The organism is Aquibium microcysteis (assembly GCF_014495845.1).
In the GTDB taxonomy this organism is placed as follows: domain Bacteria; phylum Pseudomonadota; class Alphaproteobacteria; order Rhizobiales; family Rhizobiaceae; genus Aquibium; species Aquibium microcysteis.
On sequence record NZ_CP061080.1, the window covers coordinates 1,398,040 to 1,419,363 of the forward strand.

The window sequence follows — 21,324 nt, forward strand, 5'->3', positions numbered from 1 at the left end:
TCGTGTTCCGGATTGTGCGTGGTTGCGTCAGGCGCGGATGATCAGGGAGGGGTCGCCGACGGCCGGCGCCTCTTCGGCGGCGGGCGCGAGCAGATCGATTGCCGCCTGCCAGTAGGCGACGTTGCGCGTCGCGCGCAGCAGGCGCTCATGCAGGCGCTCGGGCGTGAGCTGCGCCGGTTCGATGCGGTCGGTCCAGACCCAGCCGCCGTCCGCGCCGTCGAGCGCGACGATGCCCATGCCGTGGCCCATCATGACGCCGTTGCGCATGGCCGCGTAGCCGGCGAAGGTTTCCTGCGGAACGCCGTCCGGAACATTGACGTGGGCCTTCACGACGTATCCCGCTTCCTGGTCGCCGGCGACCAGGCAGACGGGAACGTCGCCCATTTCGATGACCACCTCGCCATCGGAATCGAAGGCGAGATCGGGCAGTCCGATCGAAAGCCCGTAGTCGGCAAGGATCGTGTCGCTGCCGCGAAAACGCTGGTGAAGGTCGGCCATGGTCGCTCCGGGTCCGTGGGTGAGACAAGGCCGAGACTAGGCAGGGCATCCGGGCCGTCCTGTGCCGAGCGGCACCGGCCCGGTGCGTCGGACGACACAGGCGCGGGTGCGATGGGAACGAGGCGTCGTGCCGGCCGTTGCTGCGGAAACGGAGGCCGACATGTCGAAACCGACCGCAACCGGGAACGAGCGCCGGGCGCTCCCCGAGGACGCCAAGGACCGCAAGGCCCTGAAGCTGGCCGAGACGACGGACCTGTCGCAGGGCCAGGCGCGCGAACTGATCGAGAAGCACGGGATCGACAGTCCCGAACTCGAGAAGGAAGCCAAGCGCTTCAAGGCCGAGGGTTGACGGAAGGTCTCGCGGCACCGGCGTGGCGGAGAGGGGAACGTCTCCCGCCGCGCCGGTCTGTTCGACCCCGCTGAATTACCACTTGTGCGAACCGCGCCGAGACGCGAAGCTCTTCCCGGGGGCAGGGAAGGGGACGGACGATGGCGAAGGGCAGGAGCCAGTTGGCGCGAACGGGGAGCGCCGCGCTCATCGCAGTGATGCTCGCAGGCTGCACGACGCTGCCGGACTTCGCCGAGAGCGACTACGTCAAGATGGAATCGCTGTTCTACACGGTCGAGCAGGAACTCTGCGAATCGCTGTCCCTGATCAAGAGCGAGCCCGGCGTGTCGGCCAGGCTGCGCGAGGCCGGCATCGCGATCGAGGGACAGTACGCCAAGGTGACGGCCGGCCTGGAACTCGTGAAGGTGCTCGACGCCGCCGGCAATTCGAGCTTCGTCATCCCCGTCAACCATGGCAGTGCCGGGCTCGGGCTCGGCGGCTCGAGCAGCCGGGTGAACGCCGTGCGGACGACCGTCTCGGTCTACTATCCCTTCGCGGAACTGGAATGCTCCGGCCAGATCGCCAATCCGCCCGAGCGGATCGCCGGCGGGCTCGGGCTCAAGGAGTGGGTTCTCAACACCACGGTGGCGCTGATCAACGTGCACGAGACGCCGGCCGCCTATTCCTACGAGGTCAGCTTCGACGTCACGCGCGATGCCCGCGCACGGCCGACGATCTCGCTGGCGACGTCGGGTTTCACGCTGATCGGCGGCGACCTGTCGCTGGGCGGGGCGAGGAAACTGACGCACTGGCTGAGCGTGACGGTTCGCGACGTGGCCCTGAACGACGCCCCGGCCGGGAAGGGCGGCATTCCCACGGGTGTGCGGGACGCACTGGACCGCGAAGAGGGGCTCACCATCCTCCGCCGTGTCAAGGAATGAAACCGCATGCTGCGCTGCAATAGGCTTTGAGTTCGCCGGACGGGCGGGCTAGACCGGTCGGGAAACCGATCGCTCGCTGGCTTGGAGGTCGCATTGGCCGAACTGGACGAAGACGCCGCCGGCGGCATCGATCAGACCGTGGATCACGCCGACATCTACGACGAAGAAGGCGTCATCCGTCCCTCCTACGTTGCCCATATCGGCGCCGCGATCGCCGACCGCGACATCCTGACCCTGAAGCAGGACGTCGCGAACCTGCACCAGTCCGAACTTGGCGATCTCCTGGAAACGCTGCTTCCCGAGCAGCGCCGGGCACTGGTGGAACTGCTCGGCAGCGATTTCGACTTCACCGCGCTGACCGAAGTCGACGAAGCGGTCCGCATGCAGATCGTCGACGCGATGCCCAATGCGCAGATCGCGCAGGGCGTCCAGGAGCTCGATTCCGACGATGCGGTCTACATTCTGGAAGATCTCGACGAGGACGACCAGAACGAGATCCTGGCGCAGCTGCCCTTCACCGAGCGCATCCGGCTGCGCCGGTCGCTCGGCTATCCGGAGGAATCGGCCGGCCGGCGCATGCAGACCGAATTCGTTGCCGTGCCGCCGTTCTGGACGGTCGGCCAGACCATCGACTACATGCGCGAGGACCAGAACCTTCCCGAGCATTTCTTCCAGATCTTCGTCATCGACCCGACCTTCAAGCTGCTCGGCTCGGTCGACCTCGACAAGATCCTGCGCACCCAGCGCGCGGTGAAGATCGAGGAGGTTATGCACGAGACGCGCCATGCGATCCCGGCCACGATGGACCAGGAGGAGGCCGCGCGGGAGTTCGAGCAGTACGACCTTCTGTCGGCCGCCGTCGTCGACGAGAACGAGCGGCTGGTCGGCGTGCTCACCATCGACGACGTGGTGGACGTGATCCAGCAGGAGGCGGAAGAGGATCTCTTGCGCATGGGCGGCGTCGGCGACGAGGAACTGTCGGACAGCGTCCTGTCGACCTCGCGCTCGCGCGTGCCCTGGCTGCTGGTCAATCTGGTGACCGCCTTCCTGGCGGCATCCGTCATCAGCCTGTTCGACGCGACCATCGAGAAGGTGGTGGCGCTGGCCGTGCTGATGCCGATCGTGGCCGGCATGGGCGGCAATGCCGGCTCGCAGACCATGACCGTGACCGTGCGCGCGCTCGCCACCCGCGACCTCGACATCTACAACGCCTGGCGCATCATCCGCCGCGAGATGCTGGTCGGCCTGATCAACGGCGCGATCTTCGCCGTGCTGATCGGCGCCGTCGCCGGTACCTGGTTCCAGTCGGTCTCGATCGGCGTCATCATCGGCGCGGCGATGATCGTCAACATGTTCGTCGCGGCACTCGGCGGCATCCTGATCCCGCTGATGCTCGACCGCTTCAAGATCGATCCCGCCGTCGCCTCGGCCGTCTTCGTGACGACCGTCACCGACGTCGTCGGCTTCTTCGCCTTCCTCGGCCTCGCCACGCTCTGGTTCGGCTTCGGCTGAAGCGCGTCAGCTCGCGGCGAGGCCGAAGCTCTCGAAGGTCTCGGCATTGGGGCAGAACAGATGCGCGTTCTCGCGCGCCGTGCCGGCCTCCAGTTCCTCGGCGCAGCGGCCTCTGGACTGGCAGCGCGAGCACAGCACGGAGACGTCGCGCAGCAGGCCGTCCTCGGCGAGTTCGCGCACGTCCACGCCGTAGGCGTCCATCATCCGCTGCATGAGACGGTTGGCGCCGGCACCGTGCGAGATCACCTCCTTGAGGTCGGCGACCGTGAGGCCGGCCTCCGCGGCGATCTCGCCGGCCATGGCCGGATCCATCCGGTCGATCTCGCGCAGCGAGGCGACCGCGTCGCGGTGGTCACGCCATCGCCGGGCGACGGATTCGAGCATATGGCGGATTCCTGTGGTGACGGCGGCCTGTGCGGACATGGCGATCCTCCTGTTGACGCCGATGCTAGGAAACCGGCGCGCCCGCGCCTTGATCGAGATCAAGGCCCGTCGACCCTCCCGGCGAGCGGAGGGTTGCGCGGGGATGGCATTCACCGGCACGATGCGCTATCTGCACCGCACAATTTTCGCGCACATCCCGGAATCCGAGCTTCATGGCCAAGGACACGTTCTACATCACGACCGCGATCTCCTATCCCAACGGCAAGCCGCATATCGGCCACGCCTACGAGATGATCGCGACGGATGCGATCGCACGCTTCCAGCGCTGCGACGGCAGGGACGTCTACTTCCTCACCGGCACCGACGAGCACGGCATCAAGATGCTGCAGACGGCGCGCAAGGAGGGCCTGACCCCGCGCGAACTCGCCGACCGCAACGCGGCCGAGTTCAAGCGCATGGCTGCCGCGCTCGACATCTCCAACGACGACTTCATCCGCACCACCGAGGAGCGGCACTATCGCTCCAGCCAGGCGATCTGGTCGGCGATGGCGGCCAATGGCGACATCTACAAGGACAGCTATGCCGGCTGGTACTCGGTGCGCGACGAGGCCTATTACGGCGAGGAGGAGACCGAGGTGCGCGACGACGGCGTGCGCTACGGACCGCAGGGCACCCCGGTGGAATGGGTGGAGGAGGAGAGCTACTTCTTCCGCCTCTCGGCCTATGGCGACCGACTGCTGAAGCTCTACGACGAACATCCCGACTTCATCGCCCCGCCGGAGCGCCGCAACGAGGTGGTGAGCTTCGTGAAGCAGGGGCTGAAGGACCTGTCGGTGTCGCGCACCACCTTCGACTGGGGCGTGCCGGTGCCCGGCGACGAGAAGCACGTGATGTATGTCTGGGTCGACGCCCTGACCAACTACATCACCGGCGTCGGCTATCCCGATGCGGACGCGCCGCTGTGGCACCGCTGGCCGGCCGACATCCACGTCATCGGCAAGGACATCGTGCGTTTCCATGCCATCTACTGGCCGGCCTTCCTGATGTCGGCGGGCGTGGAGCTGCCCAGGCGCGTCTTCGGCCATGGCTTCGTGTTCAACCGCGGCGAGAAGATGTCGAAGTCGGTCGGCAACGTCATCGACCCCTTCGCGCTCGCCGAGCATTACGGGCTCGACCAGCTGCGCTACTTCCTGCTGCGCGACATCCCGTTCGGCCAGGACGGCAACTACAGCCACGAGGGCATCGTCACGCGCACCAATGCCGACCTCGCCAACGGCATCGGCAATCTGGCGCAGCGCTCGCTGTCGATGATCGCCAAGAACTGCGGCGGCGTGGTGCCGGGCAAGGGCACGCTGACGGCCGAGGACGAGGCGGTGCTGGCCGCCGCCGCCGAGGCGCTGGAGACCGCGCGCAAGGCGATGGCGGGGCAGGCGATCCACCAGGCGCTGGCGGCGGTCATCGCCGTGGTGGCCGAGGCCGACCGCTATTTCGCCGGCCAGGCGCCCTGGGGCCTGAAGAAGACCGATCCGGCGCGCATGGAGACGGTGCTGTGGACGACGGCCGAGGTGGTGCGCCGCATCGCGCTGATGCTGCAACCCTACGTGCCGGGCTCCTCGGCGAAGCTGCTCGACCTGCTCGCGGTGCCCGCCGACCGGCGCCTGTTCGCCCATGCCGGCGACGCCGACGCGCTCGTGCCCGGCACGCCGCTGCCGGCGCCGTCGGGCGTCTTCCCGCGCTATGTCGAGCAGGAGGCGGCGGGTGGCTGACGCCATGCTGGTCGACAGCCACTGCCACCTCGACTTCCCGGATTTTTCCGCGGAACGCGACGCCGTCGTGGCACGCGCGAAGGCGGCCGGCGTCGGCATGATGGTGACGATCTCGACCCGCGTGAAACGCTTCGACGAGATCCGCGCCATCGCCGAGGCCTACGAGAACGTCTGGTGCTCGGTCGGCACCCATCCGCACAATGCCGGCGAGGAGACCGAGATCACCACCGAGGACCTGGTGCGGCTGTCGGCGCACCGCAAGGTCGTGGCGATCGGGGAGGCCGGGCTCGACTATTTCTACGACAAGGCGCCGCGCGATGCGCAGGCTGAGGGCCTGCGCCGCCACATCGCGGCGGCGCGGCAGACCGGCCTGCCGCTGGTGATCCATTCGCGCGACGCCGACGAGGACATGGCCAGGATCCTGACCGAGGAGACGGGGAAGGGGACCTTCCCCTTCGTGCTGCACTGTTTTTCCTCCGGCGCGGCGCTGGCCGAGACCGGGGTGAAGCTCGGCGGCTACGTCTCCTTCTCGGGCATCCTGACCTTCAGGAAATCCGACGAACTGCGCGACATTGCAAAGAAAATCCCGCTCGACCGGCTGCTGGTCGAGACCGATTCGCCCTATCTCGCGCCGATGCCGCACCGCGGCCAGCGCAACGAGCCGGCCTATGTCGCCCACACCGCCCGGGTGCTCGCCGGGACGCTGGGGCTGACGGAAGACGCGATCGCGCGGCAGACGACCGCGAACTTCCTGCGGCTGTTCTCCAAGGTCGGGCCGCCCGCGGGATCTGCCGCCTGATGCCGGGCGACGTCGTCCGCCTGACCATCCTCGGCTGCGGCTCGTCGCCGGGCGTGCCGCGGATCACCGGCGACTGGGGCAATTGCGACCCGGCCAATCCGAAGAACCTGCGCACCCGCGCGGCCGCCCTGGTGGAGCGCATCGCGGCCGACGGGCGGCGCACCACGGTGGTCATCGACACCGGGCCGGACTTCCGCGAGCAGATGATCCGCTCGGCAACGCGCCGGCTCGACGCCGCCGTCTTCACCCACCCGCATGCCGACCACATCCACGGCATCGACGATCTGCGCGGCTATGCGCTGGAGCAGCGCCGGCTGATGGACGTCTATGCCGACAAGCCGACGCTCGACCGCCTGCACGACGCCTTCGGCTACTGCTTCCGCACGCCGCCCGGCAGTTCCTACCCGCCGATCCTCAACGCGCGCGCCATCGACCACGACACGCCGTTCACGATCGACGGGGAGGGGGGTCCCCTCACCTTCGAGCCGCTGCCGCAGATCCATGGCGACATCCTCTCGCTCGGCTACCGCATCGGCGGCATCGCCTATTGTCCCGACGTGTCGGATTTCCCGCCCGGAACCGTCGCGCGGCTGGCCGGCGTCGACACGCTGGTGGTCGACGCGCTGCAGCACAAGCCGCATCCCTCGCATCTGTCGCTCACCCAGGCGTTGGGCTGGATCGAACGGCTGGCACCCCGCCGCGCCGTGCTGACCCACATGCACATTCCGCTCGACTACGAGGCGACGATGCGAGAGACGCCTGCTCATGTGGAGCCGGCCTATGATGGCATGGTGATCGAACAGGCGCTCGGAGAATATTGAAAACAATGGATTTTCGGGTGACGCCATGAGCAAGAGCATCGAACGGGTCCGCCAGGCGGCCGCAGCGGCGGGCCTGCCGGTCGAGATTCGCCGCATGGGTGAATCCACGCGGACCGCCGAAGAAGCCGCCGCGCAATGCGGCGTATCGGTCGGCCAGATCGTCAAGTCGCTGATCTTCAAGGGCGAAACGAGCGGCAAGCTGTATCTCTTCCTGGTCTCCGGCGACAAGCGGCTCGACGCCGCCCGGGCCGCGGCGCTGACCGGCGAAACGCTCGGCCGCGCCGACCCGCGCGAGATCCGCGACCGCACCGGCTTCGCCATCGGCGGCGTCTCGCCGCTCGGCCACCTGGAGCCGATCGACGCCTATGCCGACGAAACGCTGACCGGCTACGACATCGTCTGGGCCGCCGCCGGCGCCCACGACGCAGTGTTCTCGGCCGAGCCGAACGCGCTGCTCGCCGCAGCGGGCGCGACGGTGGCGGACGTGGCTGCGTAGGCGTCGCAGAGCGACGTCTCCGTCGACGTCGCGCGGATGCACCTTATCCTGCAGAGGCACTTGTGGGGCCGATGGATTGCCGAGCACCGCGCGGCTGCACGGGCCGCATTCCTGCAAGTACGTCGCACGCCGCATATCAGAAAGTTCCATAATCTATCTTATGCGGCATAGATTGACGCCGCCATGGCAGTCTGTTGAGACAGGACCTAGTTGAATCTCCGAACACCGTATCTGAATCCCTGACGTGGTCATTCCTACAGATGCATCCTCAAGTTGCAGATTGGAAGCGGACCGAACCCAAGCTTTTCCGGACAATTTAGGGCGCGGTATCTGTAGGCGCTTGCGCCGGTTCTGACACGATGCCCCACTTTTCAAAGCATCCCGCTCGCTCAAGCGTCTGAGCGACATATGCCACGTTGAGGTCTAGGCGCCGTGCGATGACGGTTTCAGGGATGCCTTTACGAAACTCTCGGACCATGTGGTCGGCAACAAGGCCCAAGAAAGTCGTTGCGTCATCCAAGCCGGAGACGTCTGCCAGATGTCGGAGTTGCCGCTGGGCAATTGTTGGCTGCAGCCGACGATCCTTTGACGTTATGAATAGCGCAGGCTCACCGAACATGGGGCGCGGCGTAGCAGAGAGGTACCTGTCTATTGCGTCCAGCGTTTCATCGGAGAGCTGGTTCCGATATGTCCGCCCTGGTATCAAGAGCGCGTTTCCGTGTCGCTTCGCATCGTCGATATGATCGAGATCCAGCAGTGATATCTCACTCGCCTTTGCTCCACAGTCGACAATCAGACGCAGGACAGCGCGATCTCGGTGGACGACCCACCCCTCGTCATAGAACCCAGTCGCAATGGCCACTTCGATGGCGTCCAGCATATCATCCAAGTTCGCAATTCTTGTCGCTTGTCGCACTCTCTGCACGCTGACCTTCGCAGTGAGCACATCGCCGAAATTCAGTGTCGGGCTCTCGCTCGCCAGATATTTCACGAAGCTCCTAAGAGCAGCCCAACGCCTTTCAATCGACGTATTCGCGCAGGTTGCGGAAAGCTCTGAGGAGATGGACTCGATCAGGGCAGCGTCCACAGAGGAGAAAATGCGGTCGCTATACCCCTGCCCTGTTCTGCGCATGATCGCTTCCAGCATGTGCATGCAATCCGTGAGGTATACGGTACGCGTTTTCGCCCGCGACACGGTCGAGCCCCAAGCTTCCAGATCGACGCGAATATGAGGCGGAATCCTTGAAAGGATCTCGACGTAATCGCGGGTTGCCTCTTCCACTACCTTTGCGCCCTTTGGCGCGCGTCGTGGGCGAAAGATGATGAAAGGATTGATGTTAGTTGTAGAAATTTTCCGCGAAAGCCAAGTTGCAAAGCTCTTGGTAGCATCAAAATTTCGTAGTCTTAGCGCGTAGGATACACCGCTCCTAACCAGAGCTTCGTCATACTCTTCAAGCAGTTCTGGGGTCAGCGCACTGAAAAGCAGAAGGTCGCTCCGTCCCAACCTGCCGCACAGCCATACGGACATCGCGAGGAATCCGGCGCTATAGGTCGCGCGCGACGTGGCGGAGGATTTTTCGTCGAGCCATTCGCGGGCCGCTCGACGCAACGGCTCCGGCATTCTGTCGATAGGGAGCTTGCCCTCCCCTTCCCTACGCGACAGATCAACGTCCCGGAAGATCGCTTGCGCCGCGTCAATATCTCCTGCAGTTCCCAACACCAACGCACCCTACTCAACGCGCCAGCCGAAGTTCGGCCAGGCGATTAAACACACGTAACGCTGTTGCCGCCTGATGAAAGAGTCAAATGGATATGTTGTAGTTCCCCAACTTCGTCCAAACGATGCGAACGCTCCACTCGTGCATCTCAGGAGTTACCCCTAGCGTCTATCGCGCGAAGGAGAAGCGACCACATTTACGACCATTACGCATTTTTTCAGGCCATCTCTTTCAGATCTTTGATGCAGCGAACCAGAACCCGGCGCATAGCGTCAGCGAGCCGATGAAGATGGCCGCGAGCACCGCGCCGTAGCCGCCGCTCGCCTGCCAGAGCAGCGCCGCGCCGAGCGGTGCGAGCGCGGTCATGATGTTCATCGGCGCGACGAGGGAGCCGTTGACCGCGCCATAGCCGTCACGCGTGACCATCTCCGGCACCGCCATGCCGCGCACGATGGTGATCATGCCGTTCGCAGCGCCGTAGAAAGCTGCGACCGCTGCGATGACGAGAACCTGCGGCGGTGCGAAGGCGAAGCCGATTACCGCCAGAGGAAACACGATGACGATCGCCGAGCCGACCGACCTTACCGGAGCTTCGGCGGCGAAGGCGCGGATCAGGATGCGGCCTGCCACCTGCGCCGGGCCGATGACTGTCAGCACCAGCACGGCTCCGGCCGAGTCCAGGCCGCGTTCGAGCAGCAGCGGGAAGAAATGGTAGGTCAGCGACGAGAAGGCGAAGGCATATGAGACCCAGGCCAGCATGAGGCCCCAGTAGGACGGCCGGCGCATGGCAGCGGCCACGGCCGCGCGGCCGACGGCTGGCGGGATCTCGTCGGGCTCGGCCGCCCGGACCGGCGCGTCCCGCGACGGATCGATGGCGAGGAGATAGAGCCCGCCGCAGACGACGATGTTCACCCCGGCCATGACGAGCAGCGCCCCGCGCCAGCCCTGCGTCTCGATCAGGAACTGGATGACGGGAATGAAGACGGTGCTGGCGAAGCCGCCCCACAGCGTCAGCGCGGTGATGCCCTTGCGCGCATTGAGCGGACCGACGCGGCGCGCGATGACGGCGAAGGCGGGTTCATAGAGCGTCGCGGCCTGCATGCAGCCCAGCCCGGCGAGCACGATGTAGAAGGCGATCAGCCCTTCTATCTGAGACCACGCCGCGAGCAGAATTCCGGCAAGCACCGAGGCGCCGGACATCAGCAGCCGTCCATGGCCGCGGTCGATCGCGGCGCCCACAGGATAGGCCGCCAGTCCCGCCAGAAGCATGCCGAGCGTCGCCGCACCATAAAGCGTTGGCTTCGACCAGCCCAGATCGGTGCGCATCGCCTCCGCGATCAGAGGGAAGCCATAGAACAGCGTCCCCCATGAGCAGATCTGAGCGGCGCCGAGCGCGCTGATGAACCAGCCCGGCGCTGAGGCTGCCGGCGAAGCCTTCACGCGGCAGCCTGGCAGCAGGATGTCTTCGCCACGACGGGCGCGACCGTCGTCGAAGCACACCCACATCCTGCGTCGCCGCTTGCCTTGGCGGCTGCATCGGCGGCGCAGCACGCATCAATGTCAGCCGGCGCCGGGCCGCCGCAGCATGACGGCTCGGCGGCACTGGCTTGCGGCACGCCGCAGACGCCCGTTTCCGGAAGAACAAGCTGGACCTGGCGGGCCGCGACAGGATCGCCCGCGATCTCGGCGACGATGGATCGGACCTGCTCGTAGCCGGTCGCCATCAGGAAGGTCGGCGCGCGCCCGTAGGATTTTGAGCCGACGATGTAGAAGCCCGGCTCCGGATGGGCCAGTTCATCGACGCCGTGCGGCGGCACTGTGCCGCAGGAATGAACGTTCGGGTCGATCAGCGGTGCGAGCGCCGGCGTCGCCTCGACAGCCGGATCAAGGCCGAGGCGCAATTCCCGCAGGAACGAGAAGTCGGGGCGGAAGCCGGTCGCGACGACGATGCGATCGACAACTTCGGCGACGGGACGCACGCCAAGCGTTGCCTCCACGCGGAGCCTATCACCCGAGCGCGCGACGCGGTCGACGACGAAGGGGGCCAGCATCTTTAGTCTGCGCTCGTCGATCGCTTGCTTCGCGGCGAGACCAAGCGCGCCGCGCCCGGGCAACTGGTCGTTCAGACCGCCGCCGAGCAGGCGCGCGATGCGATCACGCCGGAGCGCCCACAGCACTTCCGTACCCGGCGCCTTCTGCTGCAGGTCGAGCAGCGAGAGCGCCACATTGATGGCGGAGTGGCCGCTGCCGAGCACAAGCGTGCGCTTACCCGCATAGGACTCGCGCTCGGCGCCATCGACATCGGGGATCCCGTAGGCGATCAGGTCTGCGGCCCCCGCTTCACCGGGAACGCCAAGACCGTCTGCGCCCATCGGGTTTGGCCGCGACCACGTTCCCGATGCGTCGATGACCGCGCGCGCCAGCAGGCGATGTTCGCCCTCGTGATCGCGATAGCGCACGACGAAGGGCGCGTCGGCGCGGCCATCATTCGACATCAGGTCATGGCCTTGCCGCGTGATCCCGGTCACCTCCGCTCCGAGACTAAGGCCCGCCGCAATGGCCGGCAACCGGGAGAGTGGCTCAAGATACTTCGTCACGATCTCCCTGCCTGTCGGCAGGTAATCACCGGACGGTGCCGTGACGCCGTCGTCGGCAAGCAGTGTCCGCGCGGCCGCATCGACGTTGTAGTCCCAGGGCGAAAAGACGCGCACATGGCCCCAATCAAGGAGCGCCGCGCCGACGCTCGTTCCTTTTTCGAAGAGCACGGGGCGCAGGCCGCGCTCCGCCAGGCGCGCGGCTGCGGCGAGACCCACGGGGCCAGCTCCGATCACGGCAACCGGCAGTTCCGGATGAGAGATGGCCATCATTCGATCCTTCCCGAATATTCGAATTAAAGGGTCAAAAAAGGGGGATCGCTACGCGCGTTCCCTCGCCTTCCGTCGTGCCGGCTCCGGCGGACAGCTTCCGTCCGCACAGCATTCGTCTGCGAGGTAGCCGATCAGAGCCTGCATCGACGGATACTCGGCGCGGCAGATGAGCGTCGTCGCCTGCCTCTCTTGGCTCACCAGCCCCGTCTCGATCAGCCGCTTGCAGTGATGCGACAGGGTGGACGCCGGGATACCGAGCCTCTCCTGGATGCTGCCAACTGGCAGTCCCTCCTCGCCTGCGCGCACAAGGATTCGATAGATGTTCAGGCGCGTCGGGTTGCCGAGCGCTTCGAGCTGCGATGCTGCCTGTTCAAGCTTCATGCGAGGAGCGTAGCCGCGGCCAAGGCGCCGGTCAATTCAATTTCGATGATCGTAGAAATAAGGAATCCTGAGTGAACCGTCAGATCGACCGCTGGTTCACCCGCTTTGACACCTCCTCGGCGCTTTCCACGCGCTCTGAATAGCGGTCGGTCAGGTAGTCGGTCCTGTCGCGGAGGAGCAGCGTGAACTTCATCAGTTCCTCCATCACGTCGACGATGCGGTTGTAGTAGGGCGACGGCTTCATCCGGCCCTCGGCGTCGAACTCGTTGAAGGCCTTCGCCACCGACGACTGGTTCGGGATGGTGACCATGCGCATCCAGCGGCCAAGAACGCGCAGCTGGTTGACCGCGTTGAAGCTCTGCGAACCGCCGCAGACCTGCATGACCGCCAAGGTCCGTCCCTGAGTCGGTCGCACTCCGCCGAGCGACAGCGGAAGCCAGTCGATCTGCGCCTTCATGATCCCGGTCATCGAACCGTGCCGCTCGGGAGAGCACCAGACCTGCCCTTCCGACCATGTCGACAGGTCGCGCAGTTCCTTGACCTTGGGATGATCGGCCGGGACAGAGTCCGGAAGCGGCAAGCCCGCGGGATTGAAAATGCGTACCTCCGCGCCCAGCCGGCGAAGGACCCGCGCCGCTTCCTCTGTCGCCAGCCGCGAATAGGAGCGCTCGCGCAGCGAGCCGTAGAGCATCAGGATCCGAGCCGGGTGCGACGATCGGGGCGCGTCCAGCAAGGCGGCTTCATCGATTTGCCGAAAACTGTCTTCTTCAAGATTCGGCAGCGTGTCGATCAGCGCGGTGGCTTCGGTCATGTGGCTCCTGCCCGCCGGGGCTACGACGCTAGAATTTCGATTTAATTAGAAATATGGACGGATCTTTGAGCACGTCAACCCACGAATGACTCCTGAGTTACCTCAAGCGCCGGCCATCCGCGTCAATCACCACCTCACCGTCATCCTTTGTGAACGGCCCGATATGCGGGTTCGTAAGGATGTCGAGAACGGCTTCCGACGGGCGGCACAGCCTCGTGCCGAGCGGCGTGACGACGATCGGGCGGTTGATGAGGATCGGATGCGCCATCATGAAGTCGACGAGCTCGTCATCGCTCCACTTCGTGTCGCCAAGGCCAAGTTCGCCATACGGCGTCCCCTTCTCGCGCAGCAGGTCGCGCGGCGTCATCCCCATGGCTGCGATCAGCTCGACCAGCCTGTCGCGCGACGGCGGCGTCTTCAAATACTCGATTACCTCGGGCTCTTCGCCGGATTGCCGGATCATGGCGAGCGTGTTGCGCGAAGTGCCGCAGTCAGGATTGTGGTAGATCGTAATCGTCATTCTGCGGGCCTCGTTTCGAGCATGGATTTCGGAGCGGCGAGCATCCAGCCGGCCACTACCATAGCCAGCAACGCACCGATCAATTCGGCGACGATAAAGCCCGGCAGGTCGACAGGCCGAATGCCGGCGAAGGTGTCGGTGAAGGCGCGTGCGATCGCGACGGCCGGATTAGCAAAAGACGTCGACGCCGTGAACCAATAGGCTGCGGTGATATAGAGGCCCACAAGCCATGGAATTGCGTCCGACCTGAAGCGAAGCCCGGCCAGGATCGTGAACACCAGCCCGAATGAAGCCACGCCCTCCGCCAGCCATTGAGCCGCTCCGCTGCGCACCGTCGTCGACGCCTGCAAGATCGGTAGTTCGAACATTGCGTGGGCGAGCAGCGCTCCCAGTATGCCGCCGGCGATCTGTGCCGCTACGTAAGTCATCGCGGCGTATGTCTCGATCTCCCGCCGCAGCGCAAACACCAGCGTCACCGCCGGGTTGAAATGAGCGCCCGATAAAGGCCCGAGAATGGTGATCAGCACCACCAGGATGGCACCGGTGGGCAGCGTGTTGCCGAGCAGCGCCAGCGCGACGTCGTCGGTCAGCCGGTCGGCCATGATGCCGGAGCCGATGACGGTAGCGACCAGTATGCCGGTCCCAAGAGCTTCTGCGGCGAGCCGGCGCGGCAGGTCGGCCTGCATCAGCCGGCCTTCGGTAGGTTGCGACCGATCTCGTCAAGCCGCTTCTGCAGCGCGAGTTTGTCGAGCGTGTTCATCGGCAGGCTGGTGAAGATCGATATCCGGTTGTTGAGCATCCGATACGCGTCCGCAAAGGCGAGTCGCTTCTCGGCCTCCGTGCCTTCGGCGGCCGCCGGATCGGGGACGCCCCAGTGCGCGGTCATCGGCTGCCCGGGCCAGATCGGGCAGGATTCATTGGCTGCGTTGTCGCAGACGGTAAAGACGAAATTCATCTCCGGCGCGCCGGGCTCGGCGAATTCCTGCCAGTCCTTCGAGCGCGCGAAGGACGTGTCGTGGTTGAGGCTCTTCAGCAGGTCCAGCGCATAGGGGTGGACTTGGCCCTTCGGCTGGGAACCGGCGGAAAAGCCCTTGAACCTCCCTTGCCCGACGCGGTTTACGATCGCTTCGGCAAGTATCGAGCGAGCGGAGTTGCCGGTGCACAGGAAAAGGACGTTGTGCGGTATGTCGGACATGATCGTTCCTCCTAGCAATCACAGGTGACGGCGTTGATGACGGGGCGGCAGAGTTCGGGAGAACCGTTGCAACAGTCCTCCATCAGGTAGGCGAGAAGGTCGCGGAAGCCGGTCATGTCGGCGACATAGCGGACGATGCGTCCGTCGCGCTCGGGACGGATCAGCCCGGCATGGGTCAAGATCTTCAGATGAGACGAGGTCGTATTCTGTACCGCGCCCACTCCGGTCGCGATCTCGCCGGCCGGGATACCTTCAGCGCCTGCGCGAACCAGAAGGCGGAAGATGTCGAGCCGGGTCTCCTGACCGAGCGCGGCCAAAGCGGCGAGCGATGTTTTCTTGTCCATACATCTGCCTTTCTCGATGAATCGAGTTATCGTTAGCTGACATGACAGGACGATGACGGAAAGGTCTAAATCGCCTCGAACGCGAGCCGCATCCCGGGCTCGACACGGTCCACGCCGGGCGGCAGAAGCGCAATCCCGTCGGCCTGCGAGATCGCCCGCAGGCTCGCGGAGGAGCCGCGGCCGAGCATGGCCAGGCGCGGCAATCCATCGGAGCCTGCGGCCCCGATGCGCACCGGAACGAACTCGGTGCGGTCGGGACGCTTCTCGTAGGCGAAATCGGCAACCGCCTGCGTCCACGTCGGCGCCGGGATCGACAGGCCTGCCAGCTTGCGGAGCGCCGGCAGCGCGATCATGCGAAAGGTGACGAGAGTGGCGTTGGGATTGCCGGGGAGCCCGAGGAACAGCGCTGGACCCAGCCGCCCTACCTTCACTGGCTTGCCGGGTCGCATAGCGACCTTCATGACGTCTAGCACGCCGCCCCCGGACCCAACCGCCCAGGTGACGTGGTCTTCCTCTCCCGACGAGACCCCGCCCGTGGTGATGATCGCATCGCATTGCGTGGCCGCCTCGGCCAGCGCCGCGGCGATCGCCTCTCGCGTATCGGGCACGATGCCGAAGTCGAGCACTTCCGCCCAGCGGCATGCATCGAGACTGGCGCGCAGCATCACGCGGTTCGAGTTGAAGATCTGGCCGGGATGAAGCGGCTGACCCGGCTCGCGCAGCTCGGTGCCTGTCGAGATCAGTCCGACGCGAACCTTCCGGCGAACCTCGACCGCGGCCATTCCCTGACCGGCGAGGAGCGCGAGATGCTGGGCTTTCAGCGTTTCGCCAACCTCCAGCAGCGACTCTCCCCGCCGCACGTCCTCTCCCGAGATCCGCACGTTCTGGCCCGTTCGCGGCTTCTGGTCGATGACGATGGCGTCGCCTTCCAGACTGCACTTCTCCTGCATGACAACGGTGTCAAATCCTTGCGGGACCGGCGCCCCGGTCAGGATGCGGACCGAACCTTCAAAGGATTGCCTGAGAGCATCGCCTGCCGCGATGCGGCCCGTCACCTTGAGACGCCACGGACCCTGTCCAGTGAAGCGGTCCGACTTGACCGCATATCCATCCATCGCGGAGGCGTTGAACGGCGGCAGGTTCAGGCTCGCGACCACTCCCGTTGCCGTCACGCGCCCGATCGCGTCGAGCAGGTCCAGCGTTTCTGTTTCCGTCACCGGAGTCGCCGTGGCGATCGCTTTCGCCGCGGCGATGTCTACGGGGATGACCGCCCCGGACGCGCACGCTTCGCAATGGTCCGGAAGAGCGAGGGCGGACGGGGTCATGGTCACTCTGGCAGCGTCTTCAGATAGGCTACGAGATCGGCGAGTTCGTCCGGCTTCTTGATGCCGGCGAATGCCATCTTCGTACCGGGAACCTTGGCCTTCGGCGCGACAAGATATTCGGTCAGATGGGCGTCGTCCCAGACGAGACCGGCGGCACCCGCCTCTTTCATCGCCTTCGAGTAGTTGTATCCTTCGACGGTGCCGGCCGTTCGACCGATCACGTCGCCGAGATGCGGGCCGACCTTGTTGGTGGTCGTATCGGTGGCATGGCAGGCGACGCATTTCCTGAAGATGACCTTGCCGGCCTCGATATCCTGGGCTTGGGCCATGGATGCGACGAGGACAAAAGCTCCCGTCGTCACGACTTTCATGGTCGATGATGTCACGATGTACTCCGGTCTGATGCTGAAGGCGCCGCCGGGTTGGTGTGGCCCGGCGGCGCGAAGCGCGGTGGTCAACCCGCGCTGTATTCCATGGACTTGAACGAGAGATCCGCCGCCGAGGCCGGCGCATCCGAGATTTTTCGGATGTTGGCCCAGGTGTGCTTGTAGTTCGGAAGGATCAGTTCGTTCGTCCCGGCATTGACGATGTTGCCCTGCGCGCCGTTGGGAGCGCCGAACACCATGAAGGTCTCCTTCCGGCGCGCAGTCGGCGTCGGATAGACCAGCGCCTGCGTGGCGCCGACATCGTTGAAGACCTCGACCAGATCGCCGGCCTTGACCCCGAGTTCGGCCATGTCCTCCGGGTTGATCTCGATATACGGGATCGGGAAGCGGTCGGAGACGAAGTCGTTGGCCTTGTCCAGGAACCAGTTCTGCCAGATGACGTTGGCGCGGCCATTGTTGATGAGGAACGCAAAATTGTCCCTCTGGTAGGCCTTGCCGGGCGCCTGCATACCTCGCCATTCGCCGCCGCAGAACAGCGCCTTGCCGTCCTCGCGGCCATGACGGGTAAACTTTCCGTCCGTGTAGAGGCGCTTCGTCCCGACCAGTTGACCATTCTCGAAGCCGACGACCGGTTCCTGCACGCCATTGTTACCCATGGCGCGCAGCCGGTCGTAGGTCACTTCCGGATTGCCGGAGTGATAGCCGTCCATGAAAGCGTCTTCCTCGGTCTTCCAGTCATAACCCTTGAACTGGTCGGCATAGGCCTCGCGGCCATCTTCTCGCAGGACACGCTCAAGGTGCTGAGCGAGGCCGGCTGCGATCAGGCAGTCCGGCTTGGCGTTGCCCGGGCCGTCCATGTATTTCTCGACGAGGCGTAGCCGGCGCTCGCCGTTCATCGAGGTCAGGTTCATCTCGCCGGATTCGACCGCTGGCAGGATGACATGCGCGGCCTGGCCGATCTGGCTGTGGATGATGTCGACATTGACCGAGAACAACCCGCCCGCGTGGATCGCGCCGACGATGGCCTCGACCAGTTCTTCCCGGGTCGCTCCCGCATGTGCATCCATGGCGTCCTTAACCATGTTGGTCCGGCGGTTGTATTCGCGCTTGAACTCGGTCGCATTGAGCGTCGTCTTGTAGTGATCGTTGGCCCAGATGTGATGCACCTGGCCGTGGCCGGCGATGATCAGCTGGTCGATATAGGGCGCAGGCCGACCGACATGCGCGTCGGAGGGACGGAAGTAGCCTTCCTGGTGGCCACCGAGACGGCAGACACCACCGCCCTCGCGGCCGATATTGCCTGTCGCCAGGCCGATGTTCACCAGCGCGCCGATGACGCGATAGTTGTCGTTGCCCCAGATGATGCCCTTCTCGTAGCCGGTGGCGCACTTGCGGCGCGAGCCGTCCTCCTTCGGCTTGGCGATCCACTCGGCCGCCTTGACGATGTCTGCCTCGGCAAGCCCGGTGATCGACGCGCCCTCGGCGAGCGACATCTTGCACTTCGCGCGCGCCATCTCGAACGAGCCGAGAGCGGCCGGATGCGCTTCGTCCTGCGGCACCGCGACGTCTCCGCCGAGTGTCGACGCGGCGATGAAGTCCTTGTCCACCCAGCCCTGGTCGGCGATGTAGGTGAACAGCGTGTTGAACAGCGCCAGGTCCGTTCCGGTCTTGATCGCCAGGTGCAGCACGTTCTCCGCCCCGGCTTCCACCTCGCAGGCATTGGCCGTCACCGTGCGGCGGGGATCGACTATGATCACCTTGGCCCCGTTCCTGATGCCGGGCACCATGTGGTTCAGGAAGAGGTTGGTCTGGCATTCGAGCGGGTTGGTGCCGACAAGCATGATCGTGTCGGTCAGCGTGTAGTCCTCATAGGCGTAGTTCAGCTCGTCGACGCCCATGTCGCGGGTCGAGTGGACTTCCGAATTGTAGGCCGGGCGGTTGTGGATGCGGCAGTTCTTGACCTTCATCGAGCCGAAATAGAGCTTGCCGGTGCCCCAGGTGTTCTCGTAGCCGCCGGCAGATCCGCCATGGTCGAACATCGAGACGAACAGGTCGTTCTCGTCGTCCTTGTCGATCACGCGGGCGGTGACGCGCGCGACCAGATCGAGCGCGTCGTTCCAGCTCGTCGGCTGCCAGGTGCCGTAGCGCCAGACCATCGGCTCGGTCAGACGTTGCTGCTGCGTGCCGGTCTTGTCGGAGCGCCGGTTCTCGGCCATGCGGGCGCCGCGCACGGAACCGAGGCCGGAATTCACCACGCAGGCGTGGTCCGGCTTGATGACCAGATGGACGTCCTTACCGTCCTGCCTGACGATGTTGTACATCGACGGCGCATACCAGGCCTCGGTATCGGCCGGCTGCTGCTCGGCCAGGTTCACGCCGAAGGCGTTGGCGGCGGCGTCGGTGCCCCCCTGCTTGTTCACCGGCCAAGTGTAGGCATGGTAGCCGCAGCCGACGATGCAGTAGTGGCAGGTGACATTGTGCTTCTTCGCATCCGCCGGAATGATCGGCAGGCGGTCGATGTGTCGCTTGTAAGCCATTGTTCCCTCCCTCAGAGCACGTTCGACAGGCGGCCGTAGAGAAGCTCGTCCACGCCCTCGGCGTAGATGTCTCCCTTCTCGTCCACCCTCAGCGCATATTGCGGCAGGTTCTGCGTGGCCTGGCCCCAGATCTGCTGGCCGCCGGCTTCGCAGTCGAAGCGGGAATAGTGTCCGGGGCAATTCAGCGTCCGGTCGGCGGCGACGTAGTTGAGCGGGAAGCCCTTGTGCGGACAGATCGTCGAGAAGCCGACGATGTCGCCGTCAGGACCGGTACCGCCTTCGACCCGCGTGCCGAGCTTCAGGAGCACGCCAGGGGCGTTCTCGTCGGGATAGGTCACGTCGAAGGTCTCGTTCAGCTTGAGGTCGGCGACGTTTCCGAGGCGGTTCGACGGATAGTCGAGGCGCGCAAGGGCCACCTGGGCCCTGGCCGGCGCTGCCGGAAGAGCAACCGAAGTGGCGGTGGCGGCAGCGGCAAGCGCGCCGCCGCGCAGGAACTGTCGGCGGCCGACATCGACCAATTTGGTGCACCTATCCATTCCATCCTCCCTGGTTCGCGACTGGGTACGCAAAGACTGTTGCAAGGAGGGTGCCAGTGGCTGGGAACGGGCCGGCACCCTGCAAATCCAGCGTCTTGCAGAACGCGCGAATTCGTCATGTCCGGATTTCCGGACATGCTGCGCTGCCGTTGGTCCGGAAACCCGGACGAAGCCCAGGAGTGCAGGATTCAGGTCGATTTCGATGCCCTGGGGCGCTAGTCTGTCCGGCAGGGAGGATCGAATTCTTGAATCTAAGGTACCCAGCCACGAGCCAGGTACTCGACCGCCGTTCGGCGCTTGCGATTTGCGGCGGCGCCGTGGTTTCGCTAGCGCTTGTGCCCGGCACGGCCTCCGCCCAGGAAGGGTTCAAGTTCGGCCTGACGCCGGTCTTCCTGTCCAACGACCTCGAACTTCTGGCACTTCTGCGCGCCTACCTCACCGAAGCTATTGGCGAGCCGGTCGAACTGGTAAGCCGTCGGACCTATCAGGAGATCACGGCGCTGCTCGTCGCGGGCCAGCTCCATGCGGCGTGGATCTGCGGCTATCCCTATGTCCAGTTCAAGTCGGATCTTGATCTCGTGGCCACGCCGTCCTGGCATGGCGAGCCGCTCTACCAATCCTATCTGATCACCGCTGCCGACAGGCCGACCGAGCGGTGGGAGGATCTGAAGGGCGACATCCACGCCTTTTCCGACCCGGACTCCAATTCCGGATTCCTCGTGACCCGTGCGCTCCTGGCCGAGAGCGGGTTGAAGCCCGAGGGGTTCTTCGCCCGCACCTTCTACACCTATGGCCACCGCAACGTGATCCGCGCCGTGGCGTCCGGCCTTGCCCAGTCCGGCAGCGTCGACGGCTATGTCTGGGACGTCATGCGCGAGATGGAGCCGGACCTCGTCAACCAGACGCGGATCGTCCGCCGGTCCGAGTGGCTCGGCTTTCCGCCTGTGGCCTCGCCAAGAGCTCTGGCAAGCGACCCGCGCATCGTCCGTCTCAGGAATGCTCTGACGGCGATGAACCGGCATGAGGATGGCCGCAAAGTCCTGGCGCTGCTGCGGCTCGACGGCTTCGTCGCGACCGAGCCGGCGCTCTTCGACACGATCGCCGCCAAGGTCGATACGGTGAGGCGGTTAGGATGAGCATGCTCCGTCGCCTCCGCGCC

23 protein-coding genes are annotated in these 21,324 nt (G+C 65.2%); 8 read left to right on the top strand and 15 right to left on the bottom strand.

The window, feature by feature from the left end:
- Window positions 1–27 precede the first annotated feature (27 nt).
- Window positions 28–498: a CesT family type III secretion system chaperone gene (locus IAI54_RS06415; RefSeq protein ID WP_187971560.1), complete on the bottom strand. Its 471-nt coding sequence runs from the start codon at window positions 496–498 to the stop codon at window positions 28–30.
- Window positions 499–658: 160 nt separating this feature from the next.
- On the opposite strand from IAI54_RS06415, the gene IAI54_RS06420 reads away from it, so the two are divergent.
- The 3 genes from IAI54_RS06420 (at window position 659) to mgtE (ending at window position 3,279) form a co-directional block, all read left to right on the top strand.
- On the top strand, window positions 659–847 hold the full coding sequence (locus IAI54_RS06420; protein WP_187971561.1) for a hypothetical protein: 189 nt from the start codon (window positions 659–661) through the stop codon (window positions 845–847).
- Between the two features lie 140 nt (window positions 848–987).
- Window positions 988–1,767, top strand: coding sequence for a hypothetical protein (locus tag IAI54_RS06425; RefSeq protein WP_187971562.1), 780 nt, complete (start codon window positions 988–990; stop codon window positions 1,765–1,767).
- Between the two features lie 102 nt (window positions 1,768–1,869).
- Window positions 1,870–3,279, top strand: a complete 1,410-nt coding sequence (gene mgtE / locus IAI54_RS06430) for a magnesium transporter (RefSeq protein WP_187973048.1) — start codon at window positions 1,870–1,872, stop codon at window positions 3,277–3,279.
- Between the two features lie 6 nt (window positions 3,280–3,285).
- Here mgtE and IAI54_RS06435 read toward each other — a convergent pair whose 3' ends face one another.
- Complete coding sequence (locus IAI54_RS06435; RefSeq protein ID WP_187971563.1) at window positions 3,286–3,702, bottom strand: DUF6455 family protein; 417 nt, start codon at window positions 3,700–3,702, stop codon at window positions 3,286–3,288.
- A gap of 173 nt (window positions 3,703–3,875) precedes the next feature.
- On the opposite strand from IAI54_RS06435, the gene metG reads away from it, so the two are divergent.
- The 4 genes from metG to IAI54_RS06455 are packed head-to-tail and all read left to right on the top strand — an operon-like array spanning window position 3,876 to window position 7,545.
- Window positions 3,876–5,429, top strand: a complete 1,554-nt coding sequence (gene metG, locus IAI54_RS06440) for a methionine--tRNA ligase (protein ID WP_187971564.1) — start codon at window positions 3,876–3,878, stop codon at window positions 5,427–5,429.
- 4 nt (window positions 5,430–5,433) lie between these two features.
- Window positions 5,434–6,228: a TatD family hydrolase gene (locus IAI54_RS06445; RefSeq protein WP_187973049.1), complete on the top strand. Its 795-nt coding sequence runs from the start codon at window positions 5,434–5,436 to the stop codon at window positions 6,226–6,228.
- Window positions 6,228–7,049: an MBL fold metallo-hydrolase gene (locus tag IAI54_RS06450; protein ID WP_187971565.1), complete on the top strand. Its 822-nt coding sequence runs from the start codon at window positions 6,228–6,230 to the stop codon at window positions 7,047–7,049. Before IAI54_RS06445 ends, IAI54_RS06450 begins: the two co-directional genes overlap by 1 nt.
- 25 nt (window positions 7,050–7,074) lie before the next feature.
- On the top strand, window positions 7,075–7,545 hold the full coding sequence (locus IAI54_RS06455) for a YbaK/EbsC family protein (RefSeq protein ID WP_187971566.1): 471 nt from the start codon (window positions 7,075–7,077) through the stop codon (window positions 7,543–7,545).
- A 316-nt stretch (window positions 7,546–7,861) separates the two neighbouring features.
- Here IAI54_RS06455 and IAI54_RS06460 read toward each other — a convergent pair whose 3' ends face one another.
- The 13 genes from IAI54_RS06460 to IAI54_RS06520 all read right to left on the bottom strand — a co-directional run bounded on the left by IAI54_RS06460 (window position 7,862) and on the right by IAI54_RS06520 (window position 20,165).
- Window positions 7,862–9,265, bottom strand: coding sequence for a tyrosine-type recombinase/integrase (locus tag IAI54_RS06460; protein WP_187971567.1), 1,404 nt, complete (start codon window positions 9,263–9,265; stop codon window positions 7,862–7,864).
- A gap of 229 nt (window positions 9,266–9,494) precedes the next feature.
- The gene (locus tag IAI54_RS06465; RefSeq protein ID WP_235679275.1) at window positions 9,495–10,703 is read right to left on the bottom strand and encodes an MFS transporter; all 1,209 of its coding nucleotides are present in this window, start codon (window positions 10,701–10,703) and stop codon (window positions 9,495–9,497) included.
- Entirely contained in the window at window positions 10,700–12,127 is a 1,428-nt protein-coding gene (locus tag IAI54_RS06470; RefSeq protein ID WP_420838297.1) for an FAD-dependent oxidoreductase, read from the bottom strand. Before IAI54_RS06470 ends, IAI54_RS06465 begins: the two co-directional genes overlap by 4 nt.
- Window positions 12,128–12,178: 51 nt before the next feature.
- Window positions 12,179–12,511 (bottom strand): ArsR/SmtB family transcription factor, encoded by a 333-nt coding sequence (locus IAI54_RS06475; RefSeq protein ID WP_187971570.1) that lies wholly within the window; start codon window positions 12,509–12,511, stop codon window positions 12,179–12,181.
- A 79-nt stretch (window positions 12,512–12,590) separates the two neighbouring features.
- The gene (gene arsH / locus IAI54_RS06480; RefSeq protein WP_187971571.1) at window positions 12,591–13,322 is read right to left on the bottom strand and encodes an arsenical resistance protein ArsH; all 732 of its coding nucleotides are present in this window, start codon (window positions 13,320–13,322) and stop codon (window positions 12,591–12,593) included.
- 97 nt (window positions 13,323–13,419) lie between these two features.
- Window positions 13,420–13,842: an arsenate reductase (glutaredoxin) gene (gene arsC, locus IAI54_RS06485; protein ID WP_187971572.1), complete on the bottom strand. Its 423-nt coding sequence runs from the start codon at window positions 13,840–13,842 to the stop codon at window positions 13,420–13,422.
- Complete coding sequence (locus IAI54_RS06490) at window positions 13,839–14,528, bottom strand: aquaporin (RefSeq protein WP_187971573.1); 690 nt, start codon at window positions 14,526–14,528, stop codon at window positions 13,839–13,841. Before IAI54_RS06490 ends, arsC begins: the two co-directional genes overlap by 4 nt.
- Window positions 14,528–15,037, bottom strand: coding sequence for an arsenate reductase ArsC (locus tag IAI54_RS06495; RefSeq protein ID WP_187971574.1), 510 nt, complete (start codon window positions 15,035–15,037; stop codon window positions 14,528–14,530). Before IAI54_RS06495 ends, IAI54_RS06490 begins: the two co-directional genes overlap by 1 nt.
- Before the next feature lie 11 nt (window positions 15,038–15,048).
- Window positions 15,049–15,381, bottom strand: a complete 333-nt coding sequence (locus tag IAI54_RS06500) for an ArsR/SmtB family transcription factor (protein WP_187971575.1) — start codon at window positions 15,379–15,381, stop codon at window positions 15,049–15,051.
- Window positions 15,382–15,446: 65 nt separating this feature from the next.
- Entirely contained in the window at window positions 15,447–16,706 is a 1,260-nt protein-coding gene (locus IAI54_RS06505) for a molybdopterin molybdotransferase MoeA (RefSeq protein WP_187973050.1), read from the bottom strand.
- Window positions 16,707–16,708: 2 nt separating this feature from the next.
- Window positions 16,709–17,077 carry a c-type cytochrome gene (locus IAI54_RS06510; protein WP_187973051.1) on the bottom strand — a complete coding sequence of 123 codons (369 nt, stop codon included), beginning with the start codon at window positions 17,075–17,077 and terminating at the stop codon, window positions 16,709–16,711.
- A gap of 83 nt (window positions 17,078–17,160) precedes the next feature.
- Window positions 17,161–19,629: an arsenate reductase (azurin) large subunit gene (locus tag IAI54_RS06515; RefSeq protein WP_187971576.1), complete on the bottom strand. Its 2,469-nt coding sequence runs from the start codon at window positions 19,627–19,629 to the stop codon at window positions 17,161–17,163.
- Window positions 19,630–19,640: 11 nt separating this feature from the next.
- The gene (locus tag IAI54_RS06520; protein WP_187971577.1) at window positions 19,641–20,165 is read right to left on the bottom strand and encodes an arsenate reductase (azurin) small subunit; all 525 of its coding nucleotides are present in this window, start codon (window positions 20,163–20,165) and stop codon (window positions 19,641–19,643) included.
- 317 nt (window positions 20,166–20,482) lie between these two features.
- Here IAI54_RS06520 and IAI54_RS06525 point away from each other — a divergent pair, with 317 nt between their 5' ends.
- On the top strand, window positions 20,483–21,301 hold the full coding sequence (locus tag IAI54_RS06525; protein WP_235679276.1) for a substrate-binding domain-containing protein: 819 nt from the start codon (window positions 20,483–20,485) through the stop codon (window positions 21,299–21,301).
- Window positions 21,302–21,324: the final 23 nt, after the last annotated feature.